We start from the raw sequence: 25,598 nt of genomic DNA on the forward strand, positions 1-25,598 counted from the left end.
CCCGCGGGCTGATTCGCTGCGGAACCGCCGCTCTCGGGGAGGGTGGTCGGCTCCGGTACGGACGTCGTTGTCTCTTCTTCAGCCATCAAACTCGCCAAACTACCCGCGTCGGGTGATCAGTCTTCGGGATTGTCGGGGAACGCGGTCTGCTGGTATCCACCACGCAGCGTTCCCTCGATGTACGCGGCCTTGCACGCGCGACGTGCGATCTTCCCGCTGGACGTACGCGGAATAGACCCGGCCGGGACCAGCAGGATGTCGCGTGCGGTGACGCCGTGGCGCTGCGAGATGGCCGCTCGGACCGTGTCGGCGATCGGCTGCGGATCGGCCTTGCCGGCGCCCGGTGCGCGCTCGGCGACCAGGACCAGCTGCTCGGACGAATCGCCTGCGTCGCGGGTCAGACCGGCTCCGCCGTGCTCGAACACGAAGTCGGGAAGCTGGTTCGCCGGAACGGCGAAGGCCGCCACGAAACCGGGACGCAGAGCGCTGCTCGCATCCTGTGCCGACGCCTCGAGATCCTGCGGGTAGTGGTTGCGGCCGTCGACGATCACCAGGTCCTTCACGCGACCGGTGATGTAGAGCTCGCCGTCCACGTAGACGCCGTAGTCGCCGGTGCGCATCCAGTTCGCACCCTCGGGGGCACCGTCCGCGTGACTGTTCTCGCTCAGGTGCGAGACCAGCGTGTTGTGGAACGTCTCCGACGTCTCCTTCTCGCGGCCCCAGTAGCCCTTGCCGATGTTCTGACCGTGCAGCCAGATCTCGCCGACGTGGTTGTCGGGGACCTCCGCCGCGGCATCTGCGTCGACGATCGCCGCCCACTGGCTGCGCGCGACGTACCCGCACGAGACCTGCGGGATCGAGTTCGGCGTTCCTTCCTCGACCTTGACGATGCGTCCGGCGTTGAGCTCCGTGCGATCGACGTGGATGACGCGGGCCTCGTCGGAATGCTTGGTCGAGGAGACGAACAACGTGGCCTCGGCCATGCCGTAGGACGGCTTGATCGCGGTCTTCGGCAATCCGTACGGCATGAAGGCGTCGTTGAACTTCTTCATCGACGTGGTGGTGACGGGCTCGCTACCGTTGATCAGACCGATGACGTTCGACAGGTCGAGCGTCTCGCCGTTCTTGGGCAGACCGCGCTGCGCGGCGTGCTCGAAGGCGAAGTTCGGAGCGGCGGCGAACGTACCGGCGCCGTCCGAGACGGCCGCGAGTTCCTTGATCCAGCGCCACGGGCGCTGCACGAAGGCACGCGGACTCATGATCGTGATGTATTTGCCGCCGAGCGCGGGGAGGATCACCGTCAGCAGGCCCATGTCGTGGAACAGGGGCAACCACGTCACTCCACGCGAATCGTGGTTGAGCTCGATGGCGTCGACCATCTGGAGTGCATTGACGCCCACGGCGCGGTGCGTGATCTCGACGCCGGCCGGGACACGCGTCGAACCGGACGTGTACTGCAGGTACGCGATCTCGTCGATGTCGGCGGGCGGCTCCACCCAGGTCGAACCGACACTGTCCGGGATGGCGTCGACGGCGATGATGCGGGGTCGCTTCGCGGCCGGAAGCGACCGGAAGAACTGGCGGACGCCGGCAGCGGAGTTGGTGGCCGTCAGGATCGCGGACGGCTCGCAGTCGCTGAGAACGGCGTGCAGCCGGTCACTGTGACCGGGCTCGTCGGGGTCGAACAACGGCACGGCGATCGTGCCGGCGTAGACCGCACCGAAGAACGCGACGACGTAGTCGAGGCCCTGGGGCGCGAGGATCGCGACGCGGTCACCGGGCGTGGTCACCTGCTGCAACCGTGCAGCCACGGCGCGAAGGCGGGCGCCGAACTGCGACCAGGTCAGCTCGTGTACTTCGCCGTCCCGCTCACGCGAGTAGTCGACGTACCGGTACGCCAGGTCGTCACCGTTGTCGGCGACGTTCTGCTCGACGTGGCGAACGAGCGTGAGATCCTCGCGGATCACGATATTGCCACTGTCGTCGACGAAATCGTCGAACGAGTTACTCATCATCATCTCCTCCGAACCGCCGCGGTGTCGCCAGTGCGACACCCCCCGATCCTGACGTAGGCAGCGCCTTCGGACGCGAACAGCTCGAACGCGAGCGAGGTCATCCTACTCACCGGTAAGTCTCAGCGGACCTGTCACCACTGAGTGGTGAACTCGGTCGAAAGTATGGTACCGACCCATTCAGCGTCATTCGCCCGCCAACAGTTGGACAACGGGAGCGAATGCATCCATCTGGGTGGGGAACACCCCGACGTACGACATGGTGGTGGCAGCCCTGACCTGGCGTATCTGCTCTGCGATCTCCTCGAACGAGCCGATCGCGATGTAGGGAGACTGCAGGATCTGCTCCACCGACAAACGCGTGTCGGCTTCCATGTTCGGCGGGAATCCGTTGTCGAGCGCACCGATCACCATCTCGGCCGTCTGTTCGCGGTCGTCCGAGATCAGGATCGTCGTGATGGTCCAGTTCAGTTCGATCGAGTCGAACCGGTCACCCGCCGCCGCGCGAATGGTCTCGACCCGCTCGATGCTCTTCTCGAGAGTGATCTCCGACAGCTTGAGCTTGCCCTCCGCAGTCGTGCTGGGAACGAGCGAGATGATGTCCGCGTGCTTCGCCGCCATGGTGAGCAATTTCGGGCCGCCGCCGCCGACAGCGATCGGAGGACGCGGGCCCTGACGGGGACGCGGGCTGCCCTGCAGTCCGTTCACCGAGTAGTGCTTGCCCTGGAAATTGCATTCCTGGCCACGCAACAACGTATCGAGAATGGTCAGCGACTCGTCCAGCTTCTCGATGCGGACGGCGGGACTCTCGTAGGCGATCCCGGACTTGTCGTACTCCTCTTTCAGCCAGCCCGCGCCGATACCGAGTTCGAGCCGACCGCCGGAGATCTGATCGATCGTCGTCGCATCCTTCGCCAGGACCGCGGGATGACGGAAGTTGTTCGCGAGAACGGCAGTCCCGATGCGGATCTTGTCCGTTGCCACTGCCAGCGCTCCGAGCGCAGCGATGGGTCCGACCTGATTGCCCAGGTGGTCGGGGATCATGAAGCTGTCGAAACCGAGTTCCTCGGCCTTCTGCGCGAGCTTGACGAAGCGACGAGCACCGCCCTCGTCCGGGTTGCCCTCACCGCCGGCCGCGAATCGGAACTTCCGCAATGGCGCAGACGTACCCGCGGCGTCGGCAGAACTCATGGACTCTCTCTCCTGCAGCATCAAGTGTGTCGGCACGGCGCCGGTGGTCGGTACCCGGATCGAGCCGACTCGCCACTCTAGCCGTTACCGGCCCGAGACCAAAAGTCGCCTGTGACGACGTACGAACCGCGCAGAAATCAGCTGTGCGCGGGGGTGGGCGCGGACGCGACAAGCCCCGCCGCCCAGTTCGCCGTCCACTGCGTCGCGGTGGTTCCGGCCTCGTCGACGACGTAGCGCGCGTAGTTGCCGTGCACCGGGTTGCCGGCTGCACCGGCGAGCGCGGTGATCGAGGAGGGGATGTTGCGCAGCGACATCGCTTCCGGCGGTGCGGCGCAGATCAGGTCGCCCGGGGCACAGATCGAGAACGTGCGGTCCGCGAGAGTTCCGAAGCCGCCCTGACGTGCGCCGGTCATCGTGATCCCGGGGACGTCCAGACCGCCCAGCGCCACCTCGGCACCGACTCCGTCGACCGGGGGTCCGATCTGCTGAGCGGACGTACCGTCGCGGCGACCGTCGGCGATGACGGTCACGCCGAGCACGCGATCGGCCGGCACCGGGCCGGTTCCGGCTCCGATGGCGGACGCGAGATCGCCCACGATCACAGCCCCCTGGGAGAAGCCCGCCAGGACGTAGGACGTCAGTGGGCACTCCGAATAGCGCTGCGCAAGAATGTCGTTCGCCTTCGCCGCACCTTCGGAGCGACTGACGTTGTACGACGCCTGGCCGTCCGGCGGGAAGGCGATGGGGTTCGAGAACTGGGCGACGTACGGAACGGTGTAGACCTCCGCGCGCTCCGGACCGAACTGTTGCTGCAGAGGTTGCGTGACGCCCAGCATGAGCGAGATGGGGTTGGCCGTCGGCGCGTACGGGTCGTCGGCCGCGTTCGACTCCCAGGTGCCGGGGACGGACAGCACGAACACGTCGGGGCAGGACGCCGGTTGGGAGGTCGGAGCCTCGGCGCCCGGTGTCTGCGGTCCGCCGCTACCCGGCGTCGTCAGTCGTCCTGCCAGCAGGTACCAGAGAAGAAGGATGACGAGCAGGACGACGACGATCACCGCGACGGCGACGAGAAGAAGCCGGAGCGGTGACCGCCGGCGAGTGGATCGAGCCACGAGGTCTCCGATCTATCCGCAGTACGTCGACCGTGCGACGTCGACGTAGACCTGGGCGGTCTTCGCCGCGTCCTCGGCGGTGATCTGCGTGCCGGACGCCGACGCCTCGGCGCCGACGTTCGCGGTGACGAAGGTGAGCACCTGGTCGTCCGCGACGCCCTCGGACTGGGCGGCGCAGATGTACTCCGCGGTGCCGACGGCGATGTCTCCGGTGCCGGCCACGGTCACGCCGCGACCCTTCAACGCGTCGAGGAACGCGGTTCCGCGCGGGCTGATCGGCACAGACGTCGGGCCGGGGAAGCCACTGGGGACGGGGTCGGACTCGTCGGGCGCCGTCGCAGCGGCACCGGGACTGGTCGACGCGGACGCCGACGTGGTCGTCGATCCGGATGGTGCCGCCGACGTGGAGGTGGCCGTGGTGGTGGTCGCCGCCGCCGTCGCACTGGACGTCAACGACGGGGTGCTGCTGGCAGACGAGTCGTCACCGCCGCAGGCGGTGAGCAGTCCGCCGACAGCCACGGCGAGCATCACCGGGGCGAGAGTGGTCGCGAACCTCGTTGTCACGTGGTCATCCTTCGTCTCTGGGGGTCGAGCGTGTCCGGCGGAACGAGGGGAGGAACGAGTGCACTCCCCGACCAGCGCACGGTACCGGCGCGGTCTGAGAGGACTCTGTGCGAGTCCGACCGCGCCGGTACCGTCACCGCTGTCAGGGAACGATCTGCACGGCCCCGTTCTTCACGGTCACGAAACCGTTCTGGAAATTCTGTTGAACGCCACCGGGAATGTCGAACTGGTCGCTGGTGACGTATCCGAGCCGGCCGTTCTCGTACCCGACGCTCTTCCAGGCATCGAAGATCTGACCGTTCAGGATCGACCAGGCACCGGTCGCCGGTGACCAGTAGATGTTGCCGCCCTGGAACTCGGTGAAGCGGCCGCCGTCGCGGACCGTCACCTCGTTGGTCTTGGCGAATCCCAGAGCGCCGTTCTCCCAGCCGGTCTGGCCGTACTTCTCCATGATCTTGCCCATGACGGCGTGTGTCCCCGTGTCGGGTGAGAAGTACATGGCGCCGATCTCGAAGCCCTGCACTGCGCCCGGCTTGGACGGGGTCTGCACCTCGTCGCGAAGCGGGTATCCCAGCGGTCCACCCTCGTAGCCCTGGCGCGCCCACTGGTCGAGAATTGCTCCGCGCACGGCGTGTGCACCGGTCTGCGGCGTCCAGTAGATCATCCCGTTGCGGAACGAGTTGTAGCGTCCGCGACCGTCCGGGGTACCGAGCTCGCCCGACAGCGGCATGCCCAACGCACCGGCGGGGCCGCCGTTCCCGGAGTAGGCACCGCCGACGGCTCCGGCCACCGGGAACGTGCCGCTGTCGGAGGTGAAGACACGACCGAATCGGAAGTCCTGTGCACGCCCGCCGGCCACGTCGTACTCGGAGGTAAGGCAGTCTCCCAGCCAGCCGTTGGCGCTCGCCGTGCCGCCGATGTTCCCACCGACGCTGCACGCGGGCTTGTCCACGTCGACACCCAGTGCGGTCGCGATCTGGGGCCACGCCTGCTTGAGCTCGAACTGCCAGTACGCCCACGAGTGCGTTCCGGACGGGCGGTAGTTGATCGATGCCGGGATGCCGAGCTTGTTGAGCTTGGTGGCGAAGGTCTGCGAGGTCAGCCGCGACAGGATCTCGAGGCCCATGCCGGCGTAGTTGGTGCTGATGCCGGGGATGTCGGACTGCTGGTCGAACTCACCGGCGGTGCCGCTGCCACTGGAGACGTAGAGGCTCATACCTTTCAGCTTCTCGGCGAGCACGTACGGATCGTGCTGGGCCCACAGTTCGCTGGACGGGACGCCCCACATGGCACCGGCGTCGAAGCCGCCGGCGTCCTGCATCGCGTAGCCGATGGCCTGCGGCATGCCGAGAGTCGTCGTGCTCAGGATTCCGGAGAAGGATCCCGCGAACTTGAAGAAGCCGGGGTTGCGCGCCGACAGCGTCATCGCCGCGGTGCCGCCCATCGACAGACCCGCCACTGCACGCGTGTCGTTCGACCGCCAGTCACGTTCCAGAATGGGCGGGAGTTCCTTCATCAGGAACGTTTCCCACTTGTAGTTCACGCCGTTGTTCTGTTCGGCCCAGTCCGAGTAGAAGCTGGACTGTCCACCCACGGGGAGGATGACGTTGACATTCTTGTCGGCGAACCAGGACTCGGCGTCGGTCTCGGCGGTCCAGCCGTTCTCGGTGTCGGTCGCGCGCATTCCGTCGAGCATCCACACGGACGGGAACGTGGCCTGCGGCGTCTTGTTCCAGTCACGCGCGAGAAGGATCTGCACCTGGATAGGAATCCCCATCGAGGGCGAGTTCACCCACACCGCCACGCGACGGTCGGTGATCCAGTCGACGGCCGACACCGTGGCGCCGGCGTCCGCGATCTGGGTGCGCACCGGCGCAGTCTGGACGGGGGCTGCCTGGGCCGGAGCGGCGATCGCCGTGGCCGTCAACCCGCCCGCGAGCGGAAGAACCAGCGATACCGCCAGGGCGGACAGCATCCGCGCTCTCCGCGACGCCGCGTTCGGAACTCGCATGTGTGGGACTCGCTTCCTGATATGACCGTGATTCGCAGGCACCGGCGCGCTCGTCTGGCCGCGAACCGGGTGCCGTTCCGTCTTGTTCTACACGGTGGAGGTGACCGTACGACGGAGGCTCGCTGTTACTGGTGGTGCAAATGTTACTGGAGTCGCGACGCCGGGACGGATCGACCCGCGACGCACGACAGCCCCGACGGCTCGCGTGGTGCGAGGGTCGGGGCTGTCGGTCGAGAAGGGGTGACGTCAGCCGATGTTGGCGCTGAGGTCGGGGGCGAGCTGGTAGATCTGGTCCTGCCAGTAGCCCCACCGGTGCGTTCCCTGTGCCGGGAAGCTGTAAGTCACGTTGTTCGCGCCGATCGAGGCCATCCGCACCTGGAAGGCGCGGCTGTTCGCCAGGGCGAGAGCTTCGAGGCCCATGCCGTTGGCAGTGTTGTAGAAGTCGATCGGTGCGACCGGGCGGTCGTAGGCACCGGGCAGGCCGCTGGCGGCCGAGACCCACACGCGGGTGCCGTTGTCACGCAGGCGAGGCGCGAACACGAACGGGTCGTTGCGCAGCCACGCCGGGTTCCACGGGGGTCCCCACATGCTGTCGACGTTGTAGCGACCGGCGTCGAGCATCGCGAGACGGATGGCCTCACGCATACCGGGAGCCGAGATGTTCAGGTAACCGGAGAGCGAACCGGCGTAGCTGAACTGGTCCGGGTGGTACGCGGCGAGCGTCAGGGCGGCGCTGCCACCCATCGACAGGCCGACGACGCCGTTGCGGCTGGACCGGAAGCCCAGGCGATCGCGCAGAGCGTTGCGCAGATCCTGGGTCAGGAAGGTCTCCCACTTGTACGTGGTGCGCTGTCCGTTGAAGTTCGACGGTGCGTACCAGTCGGAGTAGAAGCTCGACTCTCCACCGACGGGCTCGACGACGTTGATGTTGAAGCTGGCCAGGAATGCGCCTGCGTTGGTCTCGGTCTCCCAGCCGCTGATGTCGTTCGTGGCGCGCAGTCCGTCGAGCAGGTAGACGACACGGTTCGTGTTGCCGTCCGCTGCACGCCAGACACGGCTCTTGATGTCACCCATGGACGACCCGACCCAGAAATCCTGGGCACCCGGGTCGAATGCAGCGTTAGCGGCGGGCCCGGTTCCCACGACCGCGAGGCCGAGGGGGATGGCGGCGGCCATCACGGTGGACACGAGAGCCTGACGCATACGTCGGCCTACTCGGGGTGCGCGAAGGCGTGAAGCCTTCCGCGGCTGAGCGCTGTCGTCACCAGCGACATCGGTAACGGACCCGTCACGCATACATTCGGCCTCTCACAGTTCCGTGCAGCCGGTCGGCCGCACCGCTTCGTCGATCGATCTCGGGCGATGGTCCGAATAGGAACCCGGAACATCCACCGTCGGTCTCGTCTTCCGCGCGTAGTCGCCCCTCGGGCAACCGTGCGCGTCGACGCACATCATCTACACATATCTCCGCCGACGTGGACAGCGTTACACAAACGAGATGCCAGAATCCAGCCACACCTGTCGGATCGGTACGACTCCGAGACAGAAACGCCACGACCCGGTGATCGGACTGTGACGCGGATCTCACTTCGGGGCGAGATGCGAACGGCGTCAAGGCGCGGGGCGTTCTGGGGGCGGTTCCAAATTACACCGTTGTATTTCGTACTCCGGCACCCGGTCGAATCTGTACGCCGCGAAGTCCAACGCACTCTTGAAGTTCTGGATGAACCGAGCTCTCGTCAGGTCCGACCGGTACGACGTCAGCAGCGCCTGCGTCTGCGGACAGGTCAACGCCACCTGAGCCTGGTCGACCCATTCCTCGTCCAGGTAGAACGGCAGGAAGGGATGGACGTCCACCATTCCGGTGTCCGCCACGACCCAATCCGTGTACAGGTTCTTGTCGTGTCCGATGCGGCCGTTGTCCAGACGTTCGGTGTGAGCGGCCAACGGATACGCGAGACCCATCTGATCGAGCACGCGGACGTCCAGCCCGACGTTCATGCTCGTCATGCCGAGATTGAGGAAGTAGACGACGTGCTCGGCGCCGCCCTCGGGAATGGGCAGCGGTGGCGGCACGACATCCCAGTAGGTGAACTGTGCGGACGGCAGCAGCAGTCCGCCGTCCGGAGTGTTCTCGATGGTCTGCACCATTGCCCGCATGCGCGGGTAGTCCAGATAGTCGCTCGCCAGGATCGGATGCCGGTGGCCGGTGTTCTGCGAGTAGAACGCGCGTTCGTCGACGATGCCGCTACGCCCGACGGTGGTGCCCTGCGGCATTCCGGTCGTGGTGGCGGCGAAGACCGCCCACACGACGATTCCCAGCCACAGCGCGACGCAGGAGACCAGCGCGACCGTGCCGCGGCGCAGCGGGATCGGGACGACCGCCACCGGAAGCAGGAGAAGGAACAGCGCCGGAAGAAGTGTGCGGCCGTGCATGAAGTCGCCGCCGACACGGACCGCGTAGACCGCCGAGATCAGGCCGGCGACCAACGCGAAGGTCACCATTGCCCCGGGTGTGCGAACCCGCGACAGAAGGCTCACGTCACCGCGTGAGGGCCGGGAGCGCTGCTGTCGGGTCAGAGCGATCAGTGCCCCGCCCAGGACCAGCAGCGCCGGCACCCATAGGGCGTACGGGCCGACCAGGTTCCACAGGTACGTCGAGCCCTGTGCCCACTTGGCTCCGCCCGCGTCCTTGGAGACGGCCGTGTTGGGGTACGGCAGGGCGTAGTAGCCCATGCGCCAGATCTGGTAGCCGACCGGCAGGAGTCCCGCCACGACCACGATCGCTCCGCGCAGCACCCACCCCGGCGAGGCAATCACCAGCATGAGCAGCGCGAGACCGCCGACGATGACCAGTTCCGGCCGGACCAGCGGCGAGAGGCCGCCCCATAATGCGATCACCAGCACCAGAGCCGGCGACGGAGTCGGCTGTCGCCGATCCGCCCACCGGACCATCAGCCACCACAGGACGGCGATCCAGAAGATCACCAGGCACGACTCGAGTCCCGACGTCGCGAAGTCTCGCGCCGGGGGAACCGCGATGTAGACGATCGCTCCCGCGGGGAGCACCAGCACCGCGCGGCCCGAGTACAGACGTGCGGTGCCGATCATGGCGACCACCACGGCCGCCGTCGTCAGAACCAAGGCGATGGTCAGGACGACGTACTCGAGGCGCACACCACTGAGCCAGGAGAACGCATAGACCACGTAGGTCCAGGCAGCGCTGGTGTTGGTCTCGACACGCTCGCCCGCATTGAAGACGGGACCGTTGCCGGCGAGCAGATTCCGCACCGTGCGCAGCACGATCAAGCCGTCGTCGGCGATCCATCGACGGTCCCACGCCCCCACGAACGCGAGGATTCCGACCACGACGATGCCGACGGCGCCGGTCACTCGGGCCCACCGCGGTGTCTCCACCGCGTCGGTCACCCGCGACTCGTCGTCGCCAGGAAGATCTGTCACATCCTCATGCGAGGTAGACAGCGACACCCACCACTCCGATCCACACGATGGCGAGCAGTTGGAGCACCCGATCTCCGAGCGCGATCTCCTCCGGCTCACCCGCTTCGCCGCCGTCGACGTCGACTGCGTATCGCAGGATAGCGACCGTGAACGGAACCATCGAGATGGCGAACATGCTGGTGCCGTTCTTGGCGTCCTGGTCGAACGCCCACAGGCCGTAACAGATGACCACCGCGGTCGCACTCAGCGTCCACACGAAGCGCAGGTAGGTGGTGGTGTAGTTCTCGAGCGACTTGCGGATCTTCGCGCCGGTGCGCTCCGCCAACTGCAGTTCCGCGTAGCGCTTGCCGGCCGCCATGAACAGCGAACCGAACGCCATGATCAGCAGGAACCACTGCGACAGCGGGATGTCGGCGGCGACTCCGCCGGCGATCGCCCGCAGCAGGAAGCCCGACGACACGATGCAGATGTCGAGCACGGCCTGGTGCTTGAGGCCGAAGCAGTAGGCCAGCTGGACGCCGATGTACACGCCCATGACGACCGCGAGGTTCCAGTTGGCCAGGAACGACAGGCCGATCGCGCCGCCGAGCAGCACCACCGCCATCGCGAACGCGAGATTGACCGGGAGAACGCCCGCCGCGATGGGCCGGAACCGCTTGGTGGGATGAGCTCGGTCGGCCTCGACATCCATCGCGTCGTTGACCAGGTAGATGCCGGACGCGGCCATGCAGAAGACCAGGAACGCGAGCGCGACCGGAAGAAGGACCGAACTCTCGGTCACCGATCCGGCGGCGAGCGGCGCCGCGAGAACCAGCACGTTCTTGACCCACTGGCGGGGCCGGACTGCTTTGACGATGCCTGACGCCAGATTTTTCGACGGCGCGCCGACGACGACGGGTTCCTCGCTCATGCTTCTCCTGCTGTCGTGGCCGCTGCGTCTCCGACAGTCGGACCGAATCGAACCGCCACGTTCTTCTCCACACGCACCGTTGCTGCTGCGGCCAACGCGCCGAGCGCGGACCCCACCACCACGTCCGAAGGATAGTGAACTCCGAGCACCAGACGGGACACGAGCATGGAGGGCACGATCGCCGCTGCCACGGGGAGGCCGGTGGCCCGCCCGATCAGCAGGGCGGCGGCCGTCGTGGACGTGGCGTGGGAGGACGGAAAACTGAATTTGCTGGGTGTACTCACACCGATGCGCACCGACGGATGCGTCGGGCGTCGGCGGCGCGAGATGCGCTTGACGACGATCGATGCGGCGTGCGCGCCGACCGCACCGACCGCGACGGAAGCCCACTTCTCGCGACGGTCGGCGTCGACGAGCGCACCGATACCGCCGATGGCGATCCAGCCGAGGGCATGCTCACCGAAGTGAGACATGCCACGGGCAGCGCGCACGGCGCCCGGCAACGACCCGACACTGTCCTGGACCGCGAGCAGCGCCCGGACGTCCAGGTTGGCGGTTCCCTCAGTTCGGGTAGCTGAAGACACGTTCCCAACGCTCCTTGCTGGTGAGTTCGGGCACGGCGCGACGGTACCGGTCGGACAGTTCGGGGAAGCGGGCGAGCAGTTCGCGTCGCAACGCGATCGACTCGGTGAGCAGCGCCGACGCGATCTTCGGGTCACGCTTGCGGTAGACGACTCCGCGGCCGTCGGCGGTGGTGACGGTGACGCCGTCGACCTGCGAGAGCAGGTACCACCGTGCGTCGAGGGTCGGCACATTGAGCTGCGGCCGGTCGTGATGCTCCCCCTTGGCCGCCTTCAGGTTGTTCAGGACGCCCTTGGCCAGCCGCGACACCTTCGCCGCAGGACCGACCGGTGATCCCACCGCGGGCACGTCGGCACCGCTGGGAGCCGGAAGGAGAGTCGACGACGGTACGACGACGGCATCGGGATACTGCTTGCGCACCCGATGGACCTCGGCCAACGCGGTCGGGAGGATCTCCATGATGTGCTCGGGCCCTGCCAGGAAGTCGCGGATGGCCATGTTCTGGATCGCGACGGTCGAGTACTCGAGGCAGAGCAGATGCTTCATCGTGGCCTTGACGGTGTTCAGCACCAGCCCGCGCGCCGATCCCGGCATGTGCAGCGACGCCACGACCAGGCGGTTGCGCAGGTGGAAGTAGGCCTGCCAGTCGATCGCATCGTCCTTGTCGCTCCACGCCATGTGCCAGATCGCGGCACCGGGAAGCGTCACCGTCGGGAAGCCGGCATCACGGGCCCGAAGCCCGTACTCGGCGTCGTCCCACTTGATGAACAGCGGCAGCGGTTGGCCGACGGTCTCGGCCACGACGCGTGGGATCAGGCACATCCACCAGCCGTTGTAGTCCACGTCGATCCGGCGATGGAGAAGCTTGGATTCACGCAGCGGCTTCTCCGAGAAGTCGTGGTCGTACTCGACGTTCTGCGCCCCGCCCCACATGAAGATGCCGGTGTCGATCTTCTCGCCCATCACGTGCAGATGGCTACGGGCCTGCAGGTTCAGCATCTGGCCGCCGACGAGCGTCGGAACCTTGGCGAAACGAGCCATGGCCAGAGCGCGCAGGATCGAGTCGGGCTCGATCTCGATGTCGTCGTCCATGAAGAGGATGTGCTCGGCGTCGGTGTTCTCGAGCGCCTCGTACATGATGCGGCTGTAACCGCCGGATCCACCGAGGTTGGCCTGGTCGTGGATGCTCAGCAGATCACCGAACGCGGCGGCGGCGTCGTCGAAGCCGGGCTCGTCGCGCACCTTCCGGGTGCCCTGGTCGGGCACGATCACGGCATCGACGACGGCCATGACGAGCGGATCCGACGCGATGGCGGTCAGCGCCTTCACACAGTCGGTCGGCCGGTTGAAGGTGGGGATTCCGATCGCGACGGTTCCGCGACCCGGCGCCTCGACGGGTGCGAACCAGCCGGCTGCCGTCAACTCGACGTCGGTGTCGGTGGTGACGTCGAACCAGATCCATCCACCGTCCTCGAAGGGACCGAGGTCCACCTCGAACTCGAGTGTCGTCCCGGCGGCCGCGGTGATCTGCGCGCCGTCGGTGTCCTTGCCCTGCACGTGGATACGGGAACCGTCGGCCTTGGAGCGGTAGACATCGACGCGGCAGTGCCCGACGACCTCCACCTGCAGCACCACGGAGGTCAACGTGCTGTAGCGGCGCCAGTAGCTGGCCGGGAACGCGTTGAAGTACGTCCCGAACGACACCTCCGACTCGGAGCCGATGGAGACAGACGTGCGGGAGAGCGAGTGCGCGCGACGAGGGTTGGTACGCGCCTCGTCGGTGTAGAGGGTCCGGACGTCCAGCGGCTCCCCGGCTCGCGGGAGCAGAATGCGCTGGAGCAGTGACACACCGAGCAGGGTGTCGGCGCTCACGCCGAATCTCCCAGCGGCGCACCGGATTCGAGGTGCGGACGCAGAGTGTTCTCGAACGTGGTCAACGCGCTGGCGATGGCCATGTGCATGTCGAGGTACTGATAAGTGCCCAGGCGCCCGCCGAACAGCACCGAGTTCTCGGCGGTTTCGCGCTTCGCCCGCTCGCGGTAGGCGGTCACCTTCGCGCGGTCGTCGGGTGTGTTGATGGGGTAGTACGGCTCGTCGCCGGACTCCGCGAAGCGCGAGTACTCGCGCATGATGACGGTCTTGTCGGCCGGGTAGTCGCGCTCGGGGTGGAAGTGCCGGAACTCGTGAATTCTCGTGAAGGGAACGTCCGCGTCGTTGTAGTTCATGACGGGCGTGCCCTGGAAGTCTCCGGTGTCGAGCACCTCGGTCTCGAAATCGAGTGTGCGCCAACCCAACTCGCCATCGGCGAAGTCGAAGTAGCGGTCCAGGGGCCCGGTGTAGACGACGGGCGCGTCCGGGCTCTCGGCGCGGAGGGCGTCACGGACGTCGAACCAGTCGGTGTCCAGGCGCACCTCGATCAGATCGCTCTTCGCCATGTTCTCGAGCCACGCGGTGTACCCGTCCACCGGCAGACCTTCGTGCGTGTCGTTGAAGTAGCGATTGTCGAACGTGTACCGGACGGGGAGCCGGGCGATGTTGCCGGCGGGCAGATCCTTGGGGTCGGTCTGCCACTGCTTGGCCGTGTAGTCGCGGACGAACGCCTCGTAGAGGGGGCGCCCGATCAGCGCGATCCCCTTCTCCTCGAGGTTCGACGCGTCCTCGACGGAGATCTCGCTGGACTGTTCCTCGATGAGTGCGCGCGCCTCGGCAGGGGTGAAGTACCGGCCGAAGAACTGCGACACCAGGCCGAGGCCCATCGGGAACTGGTACGCCTGGCCCTTGTGCAGCGCGAAGACGCGGTGCTGGTAGCCCGTGAACTCGGTGAAGCGGGTGACGTAGTCCCACACCTTCTCGTTGGACGTGTGGAACAGGTGGGCGCCGTACTTGTGGATCTCGATGCCGGTCTGCGGCTCGGGCTCCGAGTAGGCGTTGCCGCCGATGTGCGAACGTCGGTCCAGGACGAGCACTCGTTTTCCCAGCTCCGTGGCGCTTCGTTCGGCGATGGTGAGGCCGTAGAAGCCGGACCCCACGACGATGAGATCGTACTGGCCTCGCGAAGTATCAGTCACGGGTGACCAGGGTATCCGACGCCGTGTAGTGGTCCCGCAACCCTCGCGTGGGACGCATTCGTTCGAACACCTGGCCGAACCCTCTACTTGAGGTTGATGGTTGACCATTCTGTGGTTACTGTGACGTCTGTTGCGCATCACCTATCACATGAGTCACATCTGTCACATGTGACGCTGACCGCGTAGCACCGCCTACCAGGGGAGAAATCGTCTTGCACCGTCGACCGAAGCCATCACTGATCTTGGGCGTCGTCGCCGCACTCGCGGTCACGAGCCCTGTCGTGGTCTACGCAGTCGGGGACAGCACGTCCGGTGTACGCGCGGCCAACGACGAGACAGCCGTCGTGCCCACGCAGATCGCCAAGTTGGCGCTCGCGAACGCCCCCGACATCGTCATCCCGCTGAAGGAGCTGACGGGTCTCGACCTGCCCGACATCGACCTGGGCTCGCTGCGCGACCTGTCGCTGCCGGACTCCTTCGAGATTCCGGCCATCCCGGGGCTCACCGTCCCCGAGGTCCCGGCCGCCGCTCCCACTCCGCCGCCCGCTCCGGTCGACCCCGCCGATGCCGGCGCAGTCGTCAAGGAGGTCTCGCAGGAGACCCCGTTCAGCATGGTGGCGCTCACCGCCGATCAGCTCGGCTCCGCTGTCGCCCGCGTTCGCGCCCAGCTCGACGACGGTTCCTGGGGGCCGTGGAACGAGACGCAGCCGATCGACACGGGACGCACCGACAGCGACGTTCCCACGGTGTCCGCGGGCACCGAACCCATCTTCGTGGGCATGACCAAGCGCGTGCAGTTCCTGCTGACACCCACCGTTCCTGCCGGCGCTGCGCTGAACCCGGCCGATCCGGCGTTCCCGGTGGACCCTGCGCCCGCACCGCTTCCCGATGCAGCCGATCCTGTCGCGCCGGCCGCTCCTGTCGCTCAGGACCTGGGCTACGTGCCCGCATCGTCGTCACGCCCCCTGCGTGCGGAACCGATCGCGGACACGCTCGCCGCGGCCACCGCCGTGCTGATCACGCCCGGAACCTCGGCCGCCGACAGCACGCTGAGTGACATCGCGAGTCCCGTCGAGGGTTCCGGCCCCTCGGTGATCACCCGCGCGCAGTGGGGCGCCGACGAGTCCAAGCGCTGCGGATCCCCCACGTACGACGACTCCCTGGGCGGTGCCACCGTGCACCACACCGCGGGCAGCAACAACTACACCAAGGACGAGTCCGCGGGCATCGTCCGAGCGATCTACGCGTACCACGCGCAGACGCTGGGCTGGTGCGACATCGGCTACAACGTGCTGGTGGACAAGTACGGCCAGGTCTTCGAGGGTCGCGCAGGCGGCCTGGACCGCAACGTCGAGGGCGCGCACGCCGGCGGCTTCAACGAGAACACTGTCGGTCTCGCGCTGATGGGTGACTACAGCACCGAGCAGCCGACTCAGGAGTCGCTCGACGCGGCCGGCAAGTTCCTCGGCTGGCGTCTCGGCAAGGCCGGTCTGGATCCGCAGGGACAGACCACGATGACCTCGGAAGGCACGCAGTACACCTTCGTCCAGCAGGGCAAGTCGATCGATCTGCCGGTGATCTTCGCGCACCGCGATGTCGGCAACACCGAATGCCCGGGCGACGCCGCGTACGGCCGCATGGACGAGATCCGCTCGATCGCCGCGGCGAACCTCAACGGGACGTCGGCTCCGACGACTCCCGCCACACCCGACACGACGACACCTGACGGTGCGACACCCGGCACCGACGGTCTCGTCGCACCGCCCAGCGTCGATGCTGCGTCACCGGCCCCGGGAACGACGCTGACCGGCCTGGTCTCCGAGCTGTTGGCGATGGGTGTGCAGAACCCGATCGTCCAGAAGTGGGTGGCCGAGGGTGGCGAGTCCGGTCGACTCGGTGCCGCTCTGACCGGTCTGCTCGCAGCACCGGAGGGCCAGACACGCGCCGACTTCACCAACGGGTCGATCTACACCACGCCCAGCGGCCAGGTGGTCTCGGTGCTGGGACAGATCTTCAAGCAGTTCGTCGCCATGGGATCGGAATCCGGCTCGCTCGGGCTCCCGACCTCGGACGAGTACCGCATCCCGAACGGGTGGCAGTCCGACTTCGAGAACGGTTCGCTGTCCTTCGACGAGGTCACCGGAATCGTCACGACGGTGGTGAAGACGTTCACCGACACCTACACAGCGGAAATGAACGCCGGCGCTCCTGCCGACGGCCTGGTCGCACCGGTCCCCGAGGCAGCACCCGCACCGGAGCCCGCACCCGTCGGCTGACACCGCCGGGTCAGGTCCACCACCGTTCGAGCACGCGGGCGACACCGTCGTCCGCGTTGCTCGTGGTGACTTCGTCGGCCACGGCGATCGCGGCGGGGTGAGCATTCGCCATCGCGACGCCGTGGCCCACCATCGACAGCATCGGGATGTCGTTCGGCATGTCGCCGAACGCGACCATCTCGGATGCGTCGATACCCAGGGTTCGGGCGATCTCGAGCAGTCCGGACGCCTTGGACACCCCCGGCGCACTCAGTTCGATGAGTCCGTTGTCGGTCGAGAACGTCACGTCGGCCAGGTGCTCGACGTGGGACGACAACGCCGCCGCCATGTCGCCACTGGTCATCGACGACTGCCGGATCAGCAGTTTCACGGCAGGTGCCGACAGCACGTCCTCGGGCGAGGTCTCGGTGTTGTCGGGATTGAGCCATGCGTGCTCGTATCCGGGCGAGCTGACGAACTGCGGAGTCGCGGCGTCGTGAGCGCTGCGACCGACGCGCTCGACAGCGAGGCCACAGCCCTCGATCAGTGATTCCGCCAGCGCCGCCAGTTCGGCGAGATCGGACACGCTCAGGGTCCGAGCGGACACGATGCGATCGTTCTCGCTGTCGTAGATCACCGCGCCGTTCGCGCACACCGACATCGGTGCGTAGCCCAGCTGGTCGACGATGGGGCTGATCCACCGCGGCGGGCGACCGGTCGAGAGGACGAAGGTGTCCCCGGCGGCGGCAACGGCATGAACGGCCGCCTTCGTACGGGCGGTCACGCGCTCGTGATGATCGATGAGGGTGCCGTCGACGTCCGATGCGACGAGCCTCGGTCGCGGTCGCTCTGTGTGCTGCATCGGTCAAGTCTGCACGAACGTCCGTAGTCTGATGTCCCGTGTCCCATCTCGAACTGTCCGACGTCGACTACTTCCTGCCCGACGGGCGCCAGTTGCTCGACGGAGTGTCGTTCCGTGTGGGCGACGGCGCGAAGACGGCCTTGATCGGTCCGAACGGAACGGGCAAGACGACCATCACCCGGATCGTGGCCGGCGACATCGCTCCGGACGAGGGCACCGTCGGAAGATCGGGCACGCTCGGGGTGATGCGTCAGTTCGTCGGGCAGGTCCGCGACGACACCACGGTGCGGGATCTGCTGCTGTCGGTATGTACGGAGCAGGTACGCCGGTCGGCTCGGCTTCTCGACGACACCGAGAACGCGATGATCGATCGCGACGACGAGGCGACCCAGATGGCGTACGCGCAGGCGCTCTCCGATTGGGGCGATGTCGGCGGATACGACCTCGAGCCGTTCTGGGACGAGGTCACCATGTCGGCGATGGGGATGCCGTTCGATCGTGCGAAGTGGCGCGCCGCATCGACGCTCAGTGGAGGTGAGCAGAAGCGCCTCGTGCTCGAAGCCCTGTTCGCGGGAAACGACCAACTGCTGCTTCTCGACGAGCCCGACAACTACCTCGACGTTCCGGGAAAGCGTTGGCTCGAGCGCACGATCGCGGCGTCGGACAAGTCGGTCCTGTTCATCAGTCACGACCGAGAGTTGTTGGCCACGGCCGCGACTCGCATCGTCACACTGGAGCCGGGGGTGAACGGTGCATCCGCCTGGGTCCACGGCGGCGACTTCTCCACCTATACCGAGGCGCGCGAGAAGCGCAACGCTCGGCTGGACGAACTCCGCGCTCGGTGGGACGAGGAGCGGATCAAGTTGCGGGCATTGGTCTTGCGCCTGCGGGAGAAGTCGAAGTTCAACGACGGTGTCGCCTCCCGCTACCACGCAGCGCAGACGCGACTGGCGAAGTTCGAGGAGGCCGGACCCCCGGAAGCAGTTCCGCTGCGTCAGAACGTGGCGGTTCGCCTGACGGGTGGCCGCACCGCGAAACGCGCGCTCGTCTGCACCGGACTCGAGCTGACCGGTCTGATGCAGCCGTTCGACACGGAGATCTGGTACGGCGACCGTGTGGCCGTGCTGGGCTCCAACGGCTCGGGCAAGTCACACTTCCTGCGGTTGCTCGCTGCCGGTGGAACCGACCCCGCGACCGAGCACCTCCCCGTCAGCGAGTTGGACATCGCACCCGTACCGCACAGTGGCACAGCAACTCTGGGCGCCAGAGTCCGACCGGGCCTTTTCGCGCAGACTCACACGCGGCCCGATCTCGAGGGCAATACGCTGCTGGACATCATGCACACGGGTACCTCGCACCGCGACGGCATGGGCCGCGAGGCTGCATCCCGCGCGCTCGACAGATACGGGTTGTCCCGACAGGCGGAACAGAAGTACGACGACCTGTCCGGAGGTCAGCAGGCCCGCCTGCAGATCCTGTTGCTCGAGCTGTCCGGAGCCACGATGCTGCTTCTCGACGAGCCGACCGACAACCTCGATCTCGAGTCGGCGGACTCGTTGCAGGACGCCATCGTCGCGTTCGACGGCACAGTGATCACCGTGACTCACGACCGTTGGTTCGCCAAGAGCTTCGATCGGTTCCTCGTCTTCGGATCCGACGGGAAGGTCTACGAGTCGTCGGAGCCGGTGTGGGACGAAGCCAGAGTCGCACGCACCCGGTGTACGTGACGATTCGGACACGGTGAGGCGCAGGCGCACGTGTAGAGCCGTATCGCGACGTTAGTGTCGAGGTCGTTTCCTGTGAAAGGTGATGCGGCGTGGACATCATGGAACCGGTGCACGGCACCGCCTATCTGCTGAGCGTGGCGGCCATCGCGGTCGCACTTCTGCTTGTCCTCATCATGAAGGTCAAGCTCCACGCCTTCCTGTCGCTGGTACTGGTGAGTCTGCTGACCGCGGTTGCCGCCGGCATCCCTCTCGGGGACGTGCCGGACACGCTGCTCACCGGCTTCGGCGGGACACTCGGCAGCGTCGCGCTGCTCGTCGCTCTCGGCGTCATGCTGGGTCGACTGCTCGAACGGACCGGCGGGGCACAGGTTCTCGCGGACACGCTGATCGCCAGGTTCGGGGAGAAGCGTGCACCGTTCGCCCTCGGCGTGGCGGCACTGATCTTCGGTTTCCCGATCTTTTTCGACGCCGGCCTGGTCATCTTCCTGCCGATCATCTTCTCGGTGGCGCGACGCTTCGGTGGCTCGATCCTGCTCTACGCGTTGCCGACAGCCGGTGCCTTCGCCGCGATGCACGCGATCGTTCCACCGCATCCGGGTCCCGTCGCCGCGGCCGACCTCACGGGTGGCGACATCGGTCTCACCTTGATCCTGGGTGTGCCGGTGGCAGTCGTGGCGTGGTTCGTCGGCTCGTACCTCGTCGGTACCCGCCTCGGCCGTCGGTTCGTGACGACGCCTGCTGCACTGTTCGGGGATGCCGAGGATGCTGATGCTCCCACCTACGCACCCCCGCGCTTCATCGCCGTTCTCGGGGTACTCCTCTTCCCGCTGATCCTGATCTGCCTCAACACCGGGGTGTCGACGCTGCAGACAGCCGGCGCGATCTCGGAGGACGCGCCCTGGGCAGATGCCCTCATCCTGCTGGGCCAGACGCCCGTCGCGTTGCTCCTGACCGTGCTTCTGTCTCTCGTAGTCCTCGCACCCGGGCGGTTCAGCGTCTCCAAGGCCACGGCGCTCATGGACGACGCTCTCGGACCGGTCTGCGCGATCATCCTCATCACCGGCGCCGGCGGGATGTTCGGTGGCGTCCTCCGCGCCAGTGGTATCGGCGCCTCCCTGACGGAGTCTCTCTCCGACCTAGGATTCTCGCTGATCCTGCAGGCGTTCCTGATCGCGGCAGCCCTACGCGTGGCCCAGGGGAGCGCCACAGTAGCACTCACGACGACCGCGGGCCTGGTGTCGGCACAGGTCGCGGAAGTGGGGTTGGGTAACTTCGATATCGCACTGCTGGTGTTCGCGATCGCGGCGGGAGCAACCGTGCTCTCCCACGTCAACGATTCCGGCTTCTGGCTCGTCAGCCGATTCTTCGGCATGGACGAGAAAACGACACTCAAGACATGGACGGTCATGGAAACGACACTGGGACTTGCGGTCTTCGCGCTGGCATCACTGCTCTGGGTGGTGTTCTGAGTGCAGGAACCTGCACAGGAACTTCCGCGCCACATCATCGTCATGGGGGTGTCCGGTACCGGGAAGACGACGGTGGGGAGCGCCCTCGCCACGAAGCTCGGCAGCACGTTCATCGAGGGGGACAAACTCCACCCTGCGTCGAACATCGAGAAGATGTCGGCAGGGCACCCGCTGGACGACGACGACCGGAAGCCGTGGCTCGCTGCCGTGGCACAGGAGATCGGTCGGGTGGCGGCACGCGGGGAAACCTCGGTCACTGCGTGCTCGGCCTTGACGAGGCTCTACAGGAATTGGCTCCGAGAGGGATATACGGAGCTGTTCTTCGTTCATCTGCAGGCCGACTACGACACTCTGCTCGACCGGATGTCCAAGCGCCGGCACTTCATGCCGCCGTCCCTCCTCCAGTCCCAGTTCGACACGTTGGAGAATCTGCAATCGGACGAGAACGGCGCCGGCGTTCCCGATGTGAACGGCGTCGAGAAGGTCGTTGCGTCGGCTCTGGACGCCGTCGGGTTCACACGGACGTAGGAACTCACGCAGCGCTGAATCTCGTTGGTGCGCGGGAGGACCCGTGAATGCAGAAAGCCCCCCGACCTGTGGTCGGGGGGCTTTCTGTGAAGGGTTGTTCGGCGGTGTCCTACTCTCCCACACCCTGTCGGGTGCAGTACCATCGGCGCTGGAGGGCTTAGCTTCCNTACGCGACGATGGTCGTGCTGGCGATGGGCCCCCCGACCTGTGGTCGGGGGGCTTTCTGTGAAGGGTTGTTCGGCGGTGTCCTACTCTCCCACACCCTGTCGGGTGCAGTACCATCGGCGCTGGAGGGCTTAGCTTCCGGGTTCGGAATGGGTCCGGGCGTTTCCCCTCCGCTATGGCCACCGAAACTCTGTGAAACAACAGAGCACGAGGCACACACTCCCACCGTCACCCCGTTGGGGTGGTGTGGTGGTTGTGGTGCGGGTTTCAGTTATCTGCTGAMCAACTCGTGTGTTGTCTCAGATACTGCACAGTGGACGCGTAGCTTCTTTGTGGTAAGTCCTCGGCCTATTAGTACCAGTCACCTGCACCCATTGCTGGGCTTCCAGTTCTGGCCTATCAACCCGGTGGTCTGCCGGGGGCCTTACCCCCTCGAGGGGGTGAGAAACCTCATCTTGGAACAGGCTTCCCGCTTAGATGCTTTCAGCGGTTATCCCTTCCGAACGTAGCTAACCAGCGGTGCTCCTGGTGGAACAACTGGCACACCAGAGGTTCGTCCGTCCCGGTCCTCTCGTACTAGGGACAGCCTTCCTCAAGTTTCTGACGCGCGCGGCGGATAGAGACCGAACTGTCTCACGACGTTCTAAACCCAGCTCGCGTGCCGCTTTAATGGGCGAACAGCCCAACCCTTGGGACCTACTCCAGCCCCAGGATGCGACGAGCCGACATCGAGGTGCCAAACCATCCCGTCGATATGGACTCTTGGGGAAGATCAGCCTGTTATCCCCGGGGTACCTTTTATCCGTTGAGCGACACCGCTTCCACTTGCCGGTGCCGGATCACTAGTCCCGACTTTCGTCCCTGCTCGACTTGTCAGTCTCACAGTCAAGCTCCCTTGTGCACTTGCACTCGACACCTGATTGCCAACCAGGCTGAGGGAACCTTTGGGCGCCTCCGTTACATTTTGGGAGGCAACCGCCCCAGTTAAACTACCCACCAGGCACTGTCCCTGAACCAGATCATGGTCCGAGGTTGAGGTATCCAATACGATCAGAGTGGTATTTCAACAACGACTCCACACACACTGGCGTGCATGCTTCACAGTCTCCCACCTATCCTACACAAACCGAACCGAACACCAATACCAAGCTGTAGTGAAGGTCCCGGGGTCTTTTCGTCCTGCCGCGCGTAACGAGCATCTTTACTCGTAATGCAATTTCGCCGAGTCTATGGTTGAGACAGCTGAGAAGTCGTTACGCCATTCGTGCAGGTCGGAACTTACCCGACAAGGAATTTCGCTACCTTAGGATGGTTATAGTTACCACCGCCGTTTACTGGGGCTTAAATTCTCAGCTTCGCTCCGAAGAACTAACCGGTCCTCTTAACCTTCCAGCACCGGGCAGGCGTCAGTCCGTATACATCGTCTTACGACTTCGCACGGACCTGTGTTTTTAGTAAACAGTCGCTTCTCACTGGTCTCTGCGACCCACACCAGCTCACACTGCAAGAGTGATCACCAGCAGGGGTCCCCCTTCTCCCGAAGTTACGGGGGCATTTTGCCGAGTTCCTTAACCATAGTTATCTCGATCGCCTTGGTATTCTCTACCTGATCACCTGTGTCGGTTTGGGGTACGGGCCGTGTACCAGCTCGCTAGAGGCTTTTCTCGGCAGCATAGGATCACTGAATTCGCCTCATTCGGCTATGCATCACCTCTCAGGCTGTGTGAGACCCGGATTTGCCTAGGTCTCGCCCTACAGGCTTACACCAGTGTTACCACTGACTGGCTCAGCTACCTTCCTGCGTCACCCCATCGCTTGACTACTACCAGGAAAGGTCCCGTGCATCACCACACCCGGCACCCGAAGGTGCTCCTGGTGGCTCTGGACGGTTAGTACTCCTGATTCATCATGGGCGCGGATACACGGGTACGGGAATATCAACCCGTTGTCCATCGACTACGCCTGTCGGCCTCGCCTTAGGTCCCGACTCACCCTGGGCGGATTAACCTGGCCCAGGAACCCTTGATCATTCGGCGGACGAGTTTCTCACTCGTCTTTCGCTACTCATGCCTGCATTCTCACTCGCGTGGCCTCCACACCTGGATCACTCCGGCGCTTCCCTGGCCACACGACGCTCCCCTACCCATCCACACACCTGGCACACACCCCGTAGGATGTGCGCGGGCTATTGTGCGAATGCCGCGGCTTCGGCGGTGTACTTGAGCCCCGCTACATTGTCGGCGCAAAATCACTTGACCAGTGAGCTATTACGCACTCTTTCAAGGGTGGCTGCTTCTAAGCCAACCTCCTGGTTGTCTTCGCGACTTCACATCCTTTTCCACTTAGTACACGCTTAGGGGCCTTAGCCGGCGATCTGGGCTGTTTCCCTCTCGACTACGAACCTTATCGCCCGCAGTCTCACTGCCGCGCTCTCACATCCTGGCATTCGGAGTTTGGCTGATTTCGATAAGCTTGTGGGCCCTCTAGACCATCCAGTAGCTCTACCTCCAGGATGAAACACGCGACGCTGCACCTAAATGCATTTCGGGGAGAACCAGCTATCACGGAGTTTGATTGGCCTTTCACCCCTACCCACAACTCATCCCCTCAGTTTTCAACCTAAGTGGGTTCGGGCCTCCACGACGTCTTACCGTCGCTTCACCCTGGCCATGGGTAGATCACTCCGCTTCGGGTCTAGAGCATGCGACTGKAWMGCCCTATTCGGACTCGCTTTCGCTACGGCTACCCCACACGGGTTAACCTCGCCACATACCACTAACTCGCAGGCTCATTCTTCAAAAGGCACGCCATCACCCCCAGTGACAAGTCACTCGAAGGCTCTGACGGATTGTAAGCGCACGGTTTCAGGTACTATTTCACTCCCCTCCCGGGGTACTTTTCACCTTTCCCTCACGGTACTAGTCCGCTATCGGTCACCAGGGAGTATTCAGGCTTATCGGGTGGTCCCGACAGATTCACAGCAGATTTCACGGGCCCGCTGCTACTTGGGCATTCACTTCGACAGTCACACAGTTTTCGTCTACGGGATTCTCACCCTCTACGACAGGCCATCCCAGACCACTTCGACTAACCACATGATTTCTTACTGTCGGCCGATCCGGCAGAATCGACAAAAACAAACCCCACAACCCCACACGCACAACCCCTGCCGGGTATCACATGCACATGGTTTGGCCTCTTCCGCGTTCGCTCGCCACTACTGACGGAATCACTGTTGTTTTCTCTTCCTGTGGGTACTGAGATGTTTCACTTCCCCACGTTCCCTCCACACACCCTATATATTCAGGTGCAGGTAACACGACATCACTCGTGCTGGGTTTCCCCATTCGGACACCCTCGGATCTCAGCTCGGTTGACAGCTCCCCGAGGCTTATCCTTCATCGGCTCCTGGTGCCAAGGCATCCACCGTACGCTCTTCATTACTTACAACAAAGATGCTCGCGTCCACTGTGCAGTTCTCAAACAACACACCCCCTTCGAACTCCCATCTGCACCATGCCCACCCGAAGGCGCGGTATGCCAGACATCCGAAGGAGATACATTCTTGCCTAGAAAAAACACTTGCGTGTTCTTTCAGGACCCAACAGTGCATCGATATAGTGCCGACTGGTCACGACTGAGCGTGACCGTTGTTGCCGGCTCTGGTTGTCAGTGTTCCA

The 25,598-nt window shown here is 65.0% G+C and carries 16 protein-coding genes and 2 rRNA genes; 4 read left to right on the forward strand and 14 right to left on the reverse strand.

Annotated features, from left to right (window positions below):
• Positions 1-116: 116 nt before the first annotated feature.
• The 11 genes from fadD32 to glf all read right to left on the reverse strand — a co-directional run bounded on the left by fadD32 (position 117) and on the right by glf (position 14,912).
• Positions 117-2,012 carry a long-chain-fatty-acid--AMP ligase FadD32 gene (fadD32, locus tag ASG64_RS09365; protein ID WP_056073037.1) on the reverse strand — a complete coding sequence of 632 codons (1,896 nt, stop codon included), beginning with the start codon at positions 2,010-2,012 and terminating at the stop codon, positions 117-119.
• 186 nt (positions 2,013-2,198) lie between these two features.
• Positions 2,199-3,203, reverse strand: a complete 1,005-nt coding sequence (locus ASG64_RS09370) for an LLM class F420-dependent oxidoreductase (RefSeq protein ID WP_042575127.1) — start codon at positions 3,201-3,203, stop codon at positions 2,199-2,201.
• A 137-nt stretch (positions 3,204-3,340) separates the two neighbouring features.
• Complete coding sequence (locus tag ASG64_RS09375) at positions 3,341-4,315, reverse strand: cutinase family protein (protein WP_056072323.1); 975 nt, start codon at positions 4,313-4,315, stop codon at positions 3,341-3,343.
• Positions 4,316-4,327: 12 nt separating this feature from the next.
• The gene (locus ASG64_RS09380; RefSeq protein WP_082518255.1) at positions 4,328-4,879 is read right to left on the reverse strand and encodes a DUF732 domain-containing protein; all 552 of its coding nucleotides are present in this window, start codon (positions 4,877-4,879) and stop codon (positions 4,328-4,330) included.
• 142 nt (positions 4,880-5,021) lie between these two features.
• Positions 5,022-6,890, reverse strand: a complete 1,869-nt coding sequence (locus tag ASG64_RS09385; protein WP_156388308.1) for an alpha/beta hydrolase-fold protein — start codon at positions 6,888-6,890, stop codon at positions 5,022-5,024.
• Between the two features lie 246 nt (positions 6,891-7,136).
• A complete protein-coding gene (locus ASG64_RS09390) occupies positions 7,137-8,093 on the reverse strand; it encodes an alpha/beta hydrolase (RefSeq protein ID WP_231568691.1) in 957 nt (318 codons plus the stop codon).
• 408 nt (positions 8,094-8,501) lie between these two features.
• The gene (gene zomB / locus ASG64_RS09395) at positions 8,502-10,307 is read right to left on the reverse strand and encodes a flagellar motor control protein ZomB (protein WP_442971131.1); all 1,806 of its coding nucleotides are present in this window, start codon (positions 10,305-10,307) and stop codon (positions 8,502-8,504) included.
• A 49-nt stretch (positions 10,308-10,356) separates the two neighbouring features.
• Entirely contained in the window at positions 10,357-11,262 is a 906-nt protein-coding gene (locus ASG64_RS09400) for a decaprenyl-phosphate phosphoribosyltransferase (RefSeq protein WP_056072330.1), read from the reverse strand.
• Positions 11,259-11,846, reverse strand: coding sequence for a phosphatase PAP2 family protein (locus ASG64_RS09405; protein ID WP_042574827.1), 588 nt, complete (start codon positions 11,844-11,846; stop codon positions 11,259-11,261). The genes ASG64_RS09400 and ASG64_RS09405 overlap by 4 nt, the downstream gene beginning before the upstream one ends.
• On the reverse strand, positions 11,824-13,716 hold the full coding sequence (locus ASG64_RS22060; RefSeq protein ID WP_162245382.1) for a glycosyltransferase: 1,893 nt from the start codon (positions 13,714-13,716) through the stop codon (positions 11,824-11,826). The genes ASG64_RS09405 and ASG64_RS22060 overlap by 23 nt, the downstream gene beginning before the upstream one ends.
• A complete protein-coding gene (gene glf, locus ASG64_RS09415) occupies positions 13,713-14,912 on the reverse strand; it encodes a UDP-galactopyranose mutase (protein ID WP_231568690.1) in 1,200 nt (399 codons plus the stop codon). The genes ASG64_RS22060 and glf overlap by 4 nt, the downstream gene beginning before the upstream one ends.
• 212 nt (positions 14,913-15,124) lie before the next feature.
• Between glf and ASG64_RS09420 the strand changes: the two genes are divergently transcribed.
• Positions 15,125-17,188: an N-acetylmuramoyl-L-alanine amidase gene (locus ASG64_RS09420; RefSeq protein ID WP_042574825.1), complete on the forward strand. Its 2,064-nt coding sequence runs from the start codon at positions 15,125-15,127 to the stop codon at positions 17,186-17,188.
• Between the two features lie 10 nt (positions 17,189-17,198).
• On the opposite strand, the gene ASG64_RS09425 is transcribed toward ASG64_RS09420, so the two are convergent.
• On the reverse strand, positions 17,199-18,029 hold the full coding sequence (locus ASG64_RS09425) for a Cof-type HAD-IIB family hydrolase (protein WP_056072333.1): 831 nt from the start codon (positions 18,027-18,029) through the stop codon (positions 17,199-17,201).
• Between the two features lie 38 nt (positions 18,030-18,067).
• Between ASG64_RS09425 and ASG64_RS09430 the strand changes: the two genes are divergently transcribed.
• From ASG64_RS09430 to ASG64_RS09440, 3 genes are all read left to right on the forward strand, one after another.
• Positions 18,068-19,756, forward strand: a complete 1,689-nt coding sequence (locus tag ASG64_RS09430; RefSeq protein WP_056072336.1) for an ABC-F family ATP-binding cassette domain-containing protein — start codon at positions 18,068-18,070, stop codon at positions 19,754-19,756.
• An 89-nt stretch (positions 19,757-19,845) separates the two neighbouring features.
• A complete protein-coding gene (locus ASG64_RS09435) occupies positions 19,846-21,225 on the forward strand; it encodes a GntP family permease (RefSeq protein ID WP_056072339.1) in 1,380 nt (459 codons plus the stop codon).
• Positions 21,226-21,753, forward strand: a complete 528-nt coding sequence (locus ASG64_RS09440) for a gluconokinase (protein WP_235579531.1) — start codon at positions 21,226-21,228, stop codon at positions 21,751-21,753. It abuts the gene before it with no gap.
• 235 nt (positions 21,754-21,988) lie between these two features.
• On the opposite strand, the gene rrf is transcribed toward ASG64_RS09440, so the two are convergent.
• Positions 21,989-22,105 (reverse strand): 5S ribosomal RNA (gene rrf / locus ASG64_RS09445).
• A gap of 144 nt (positions 22,106-22,249) precedes the next feature.
• Positions 22,250-25,368, reverse strand: a 23S ribosomal RNA gene (locus ASG64_RS09450).
• Between the last annotated feature and the right edge of the window lie 230 nt (positions 25,369-25,598).

Source organism: Rhodococcus sp. Leaf247 (assembly GCF_001426185.1).
In the GTDB taxonomy this organism is placed as follows: Bacteria; Actinomycetota; Actinomycetes; order Mycobacteriales; family Mycobacteriaceae; genus Rhodococcoides.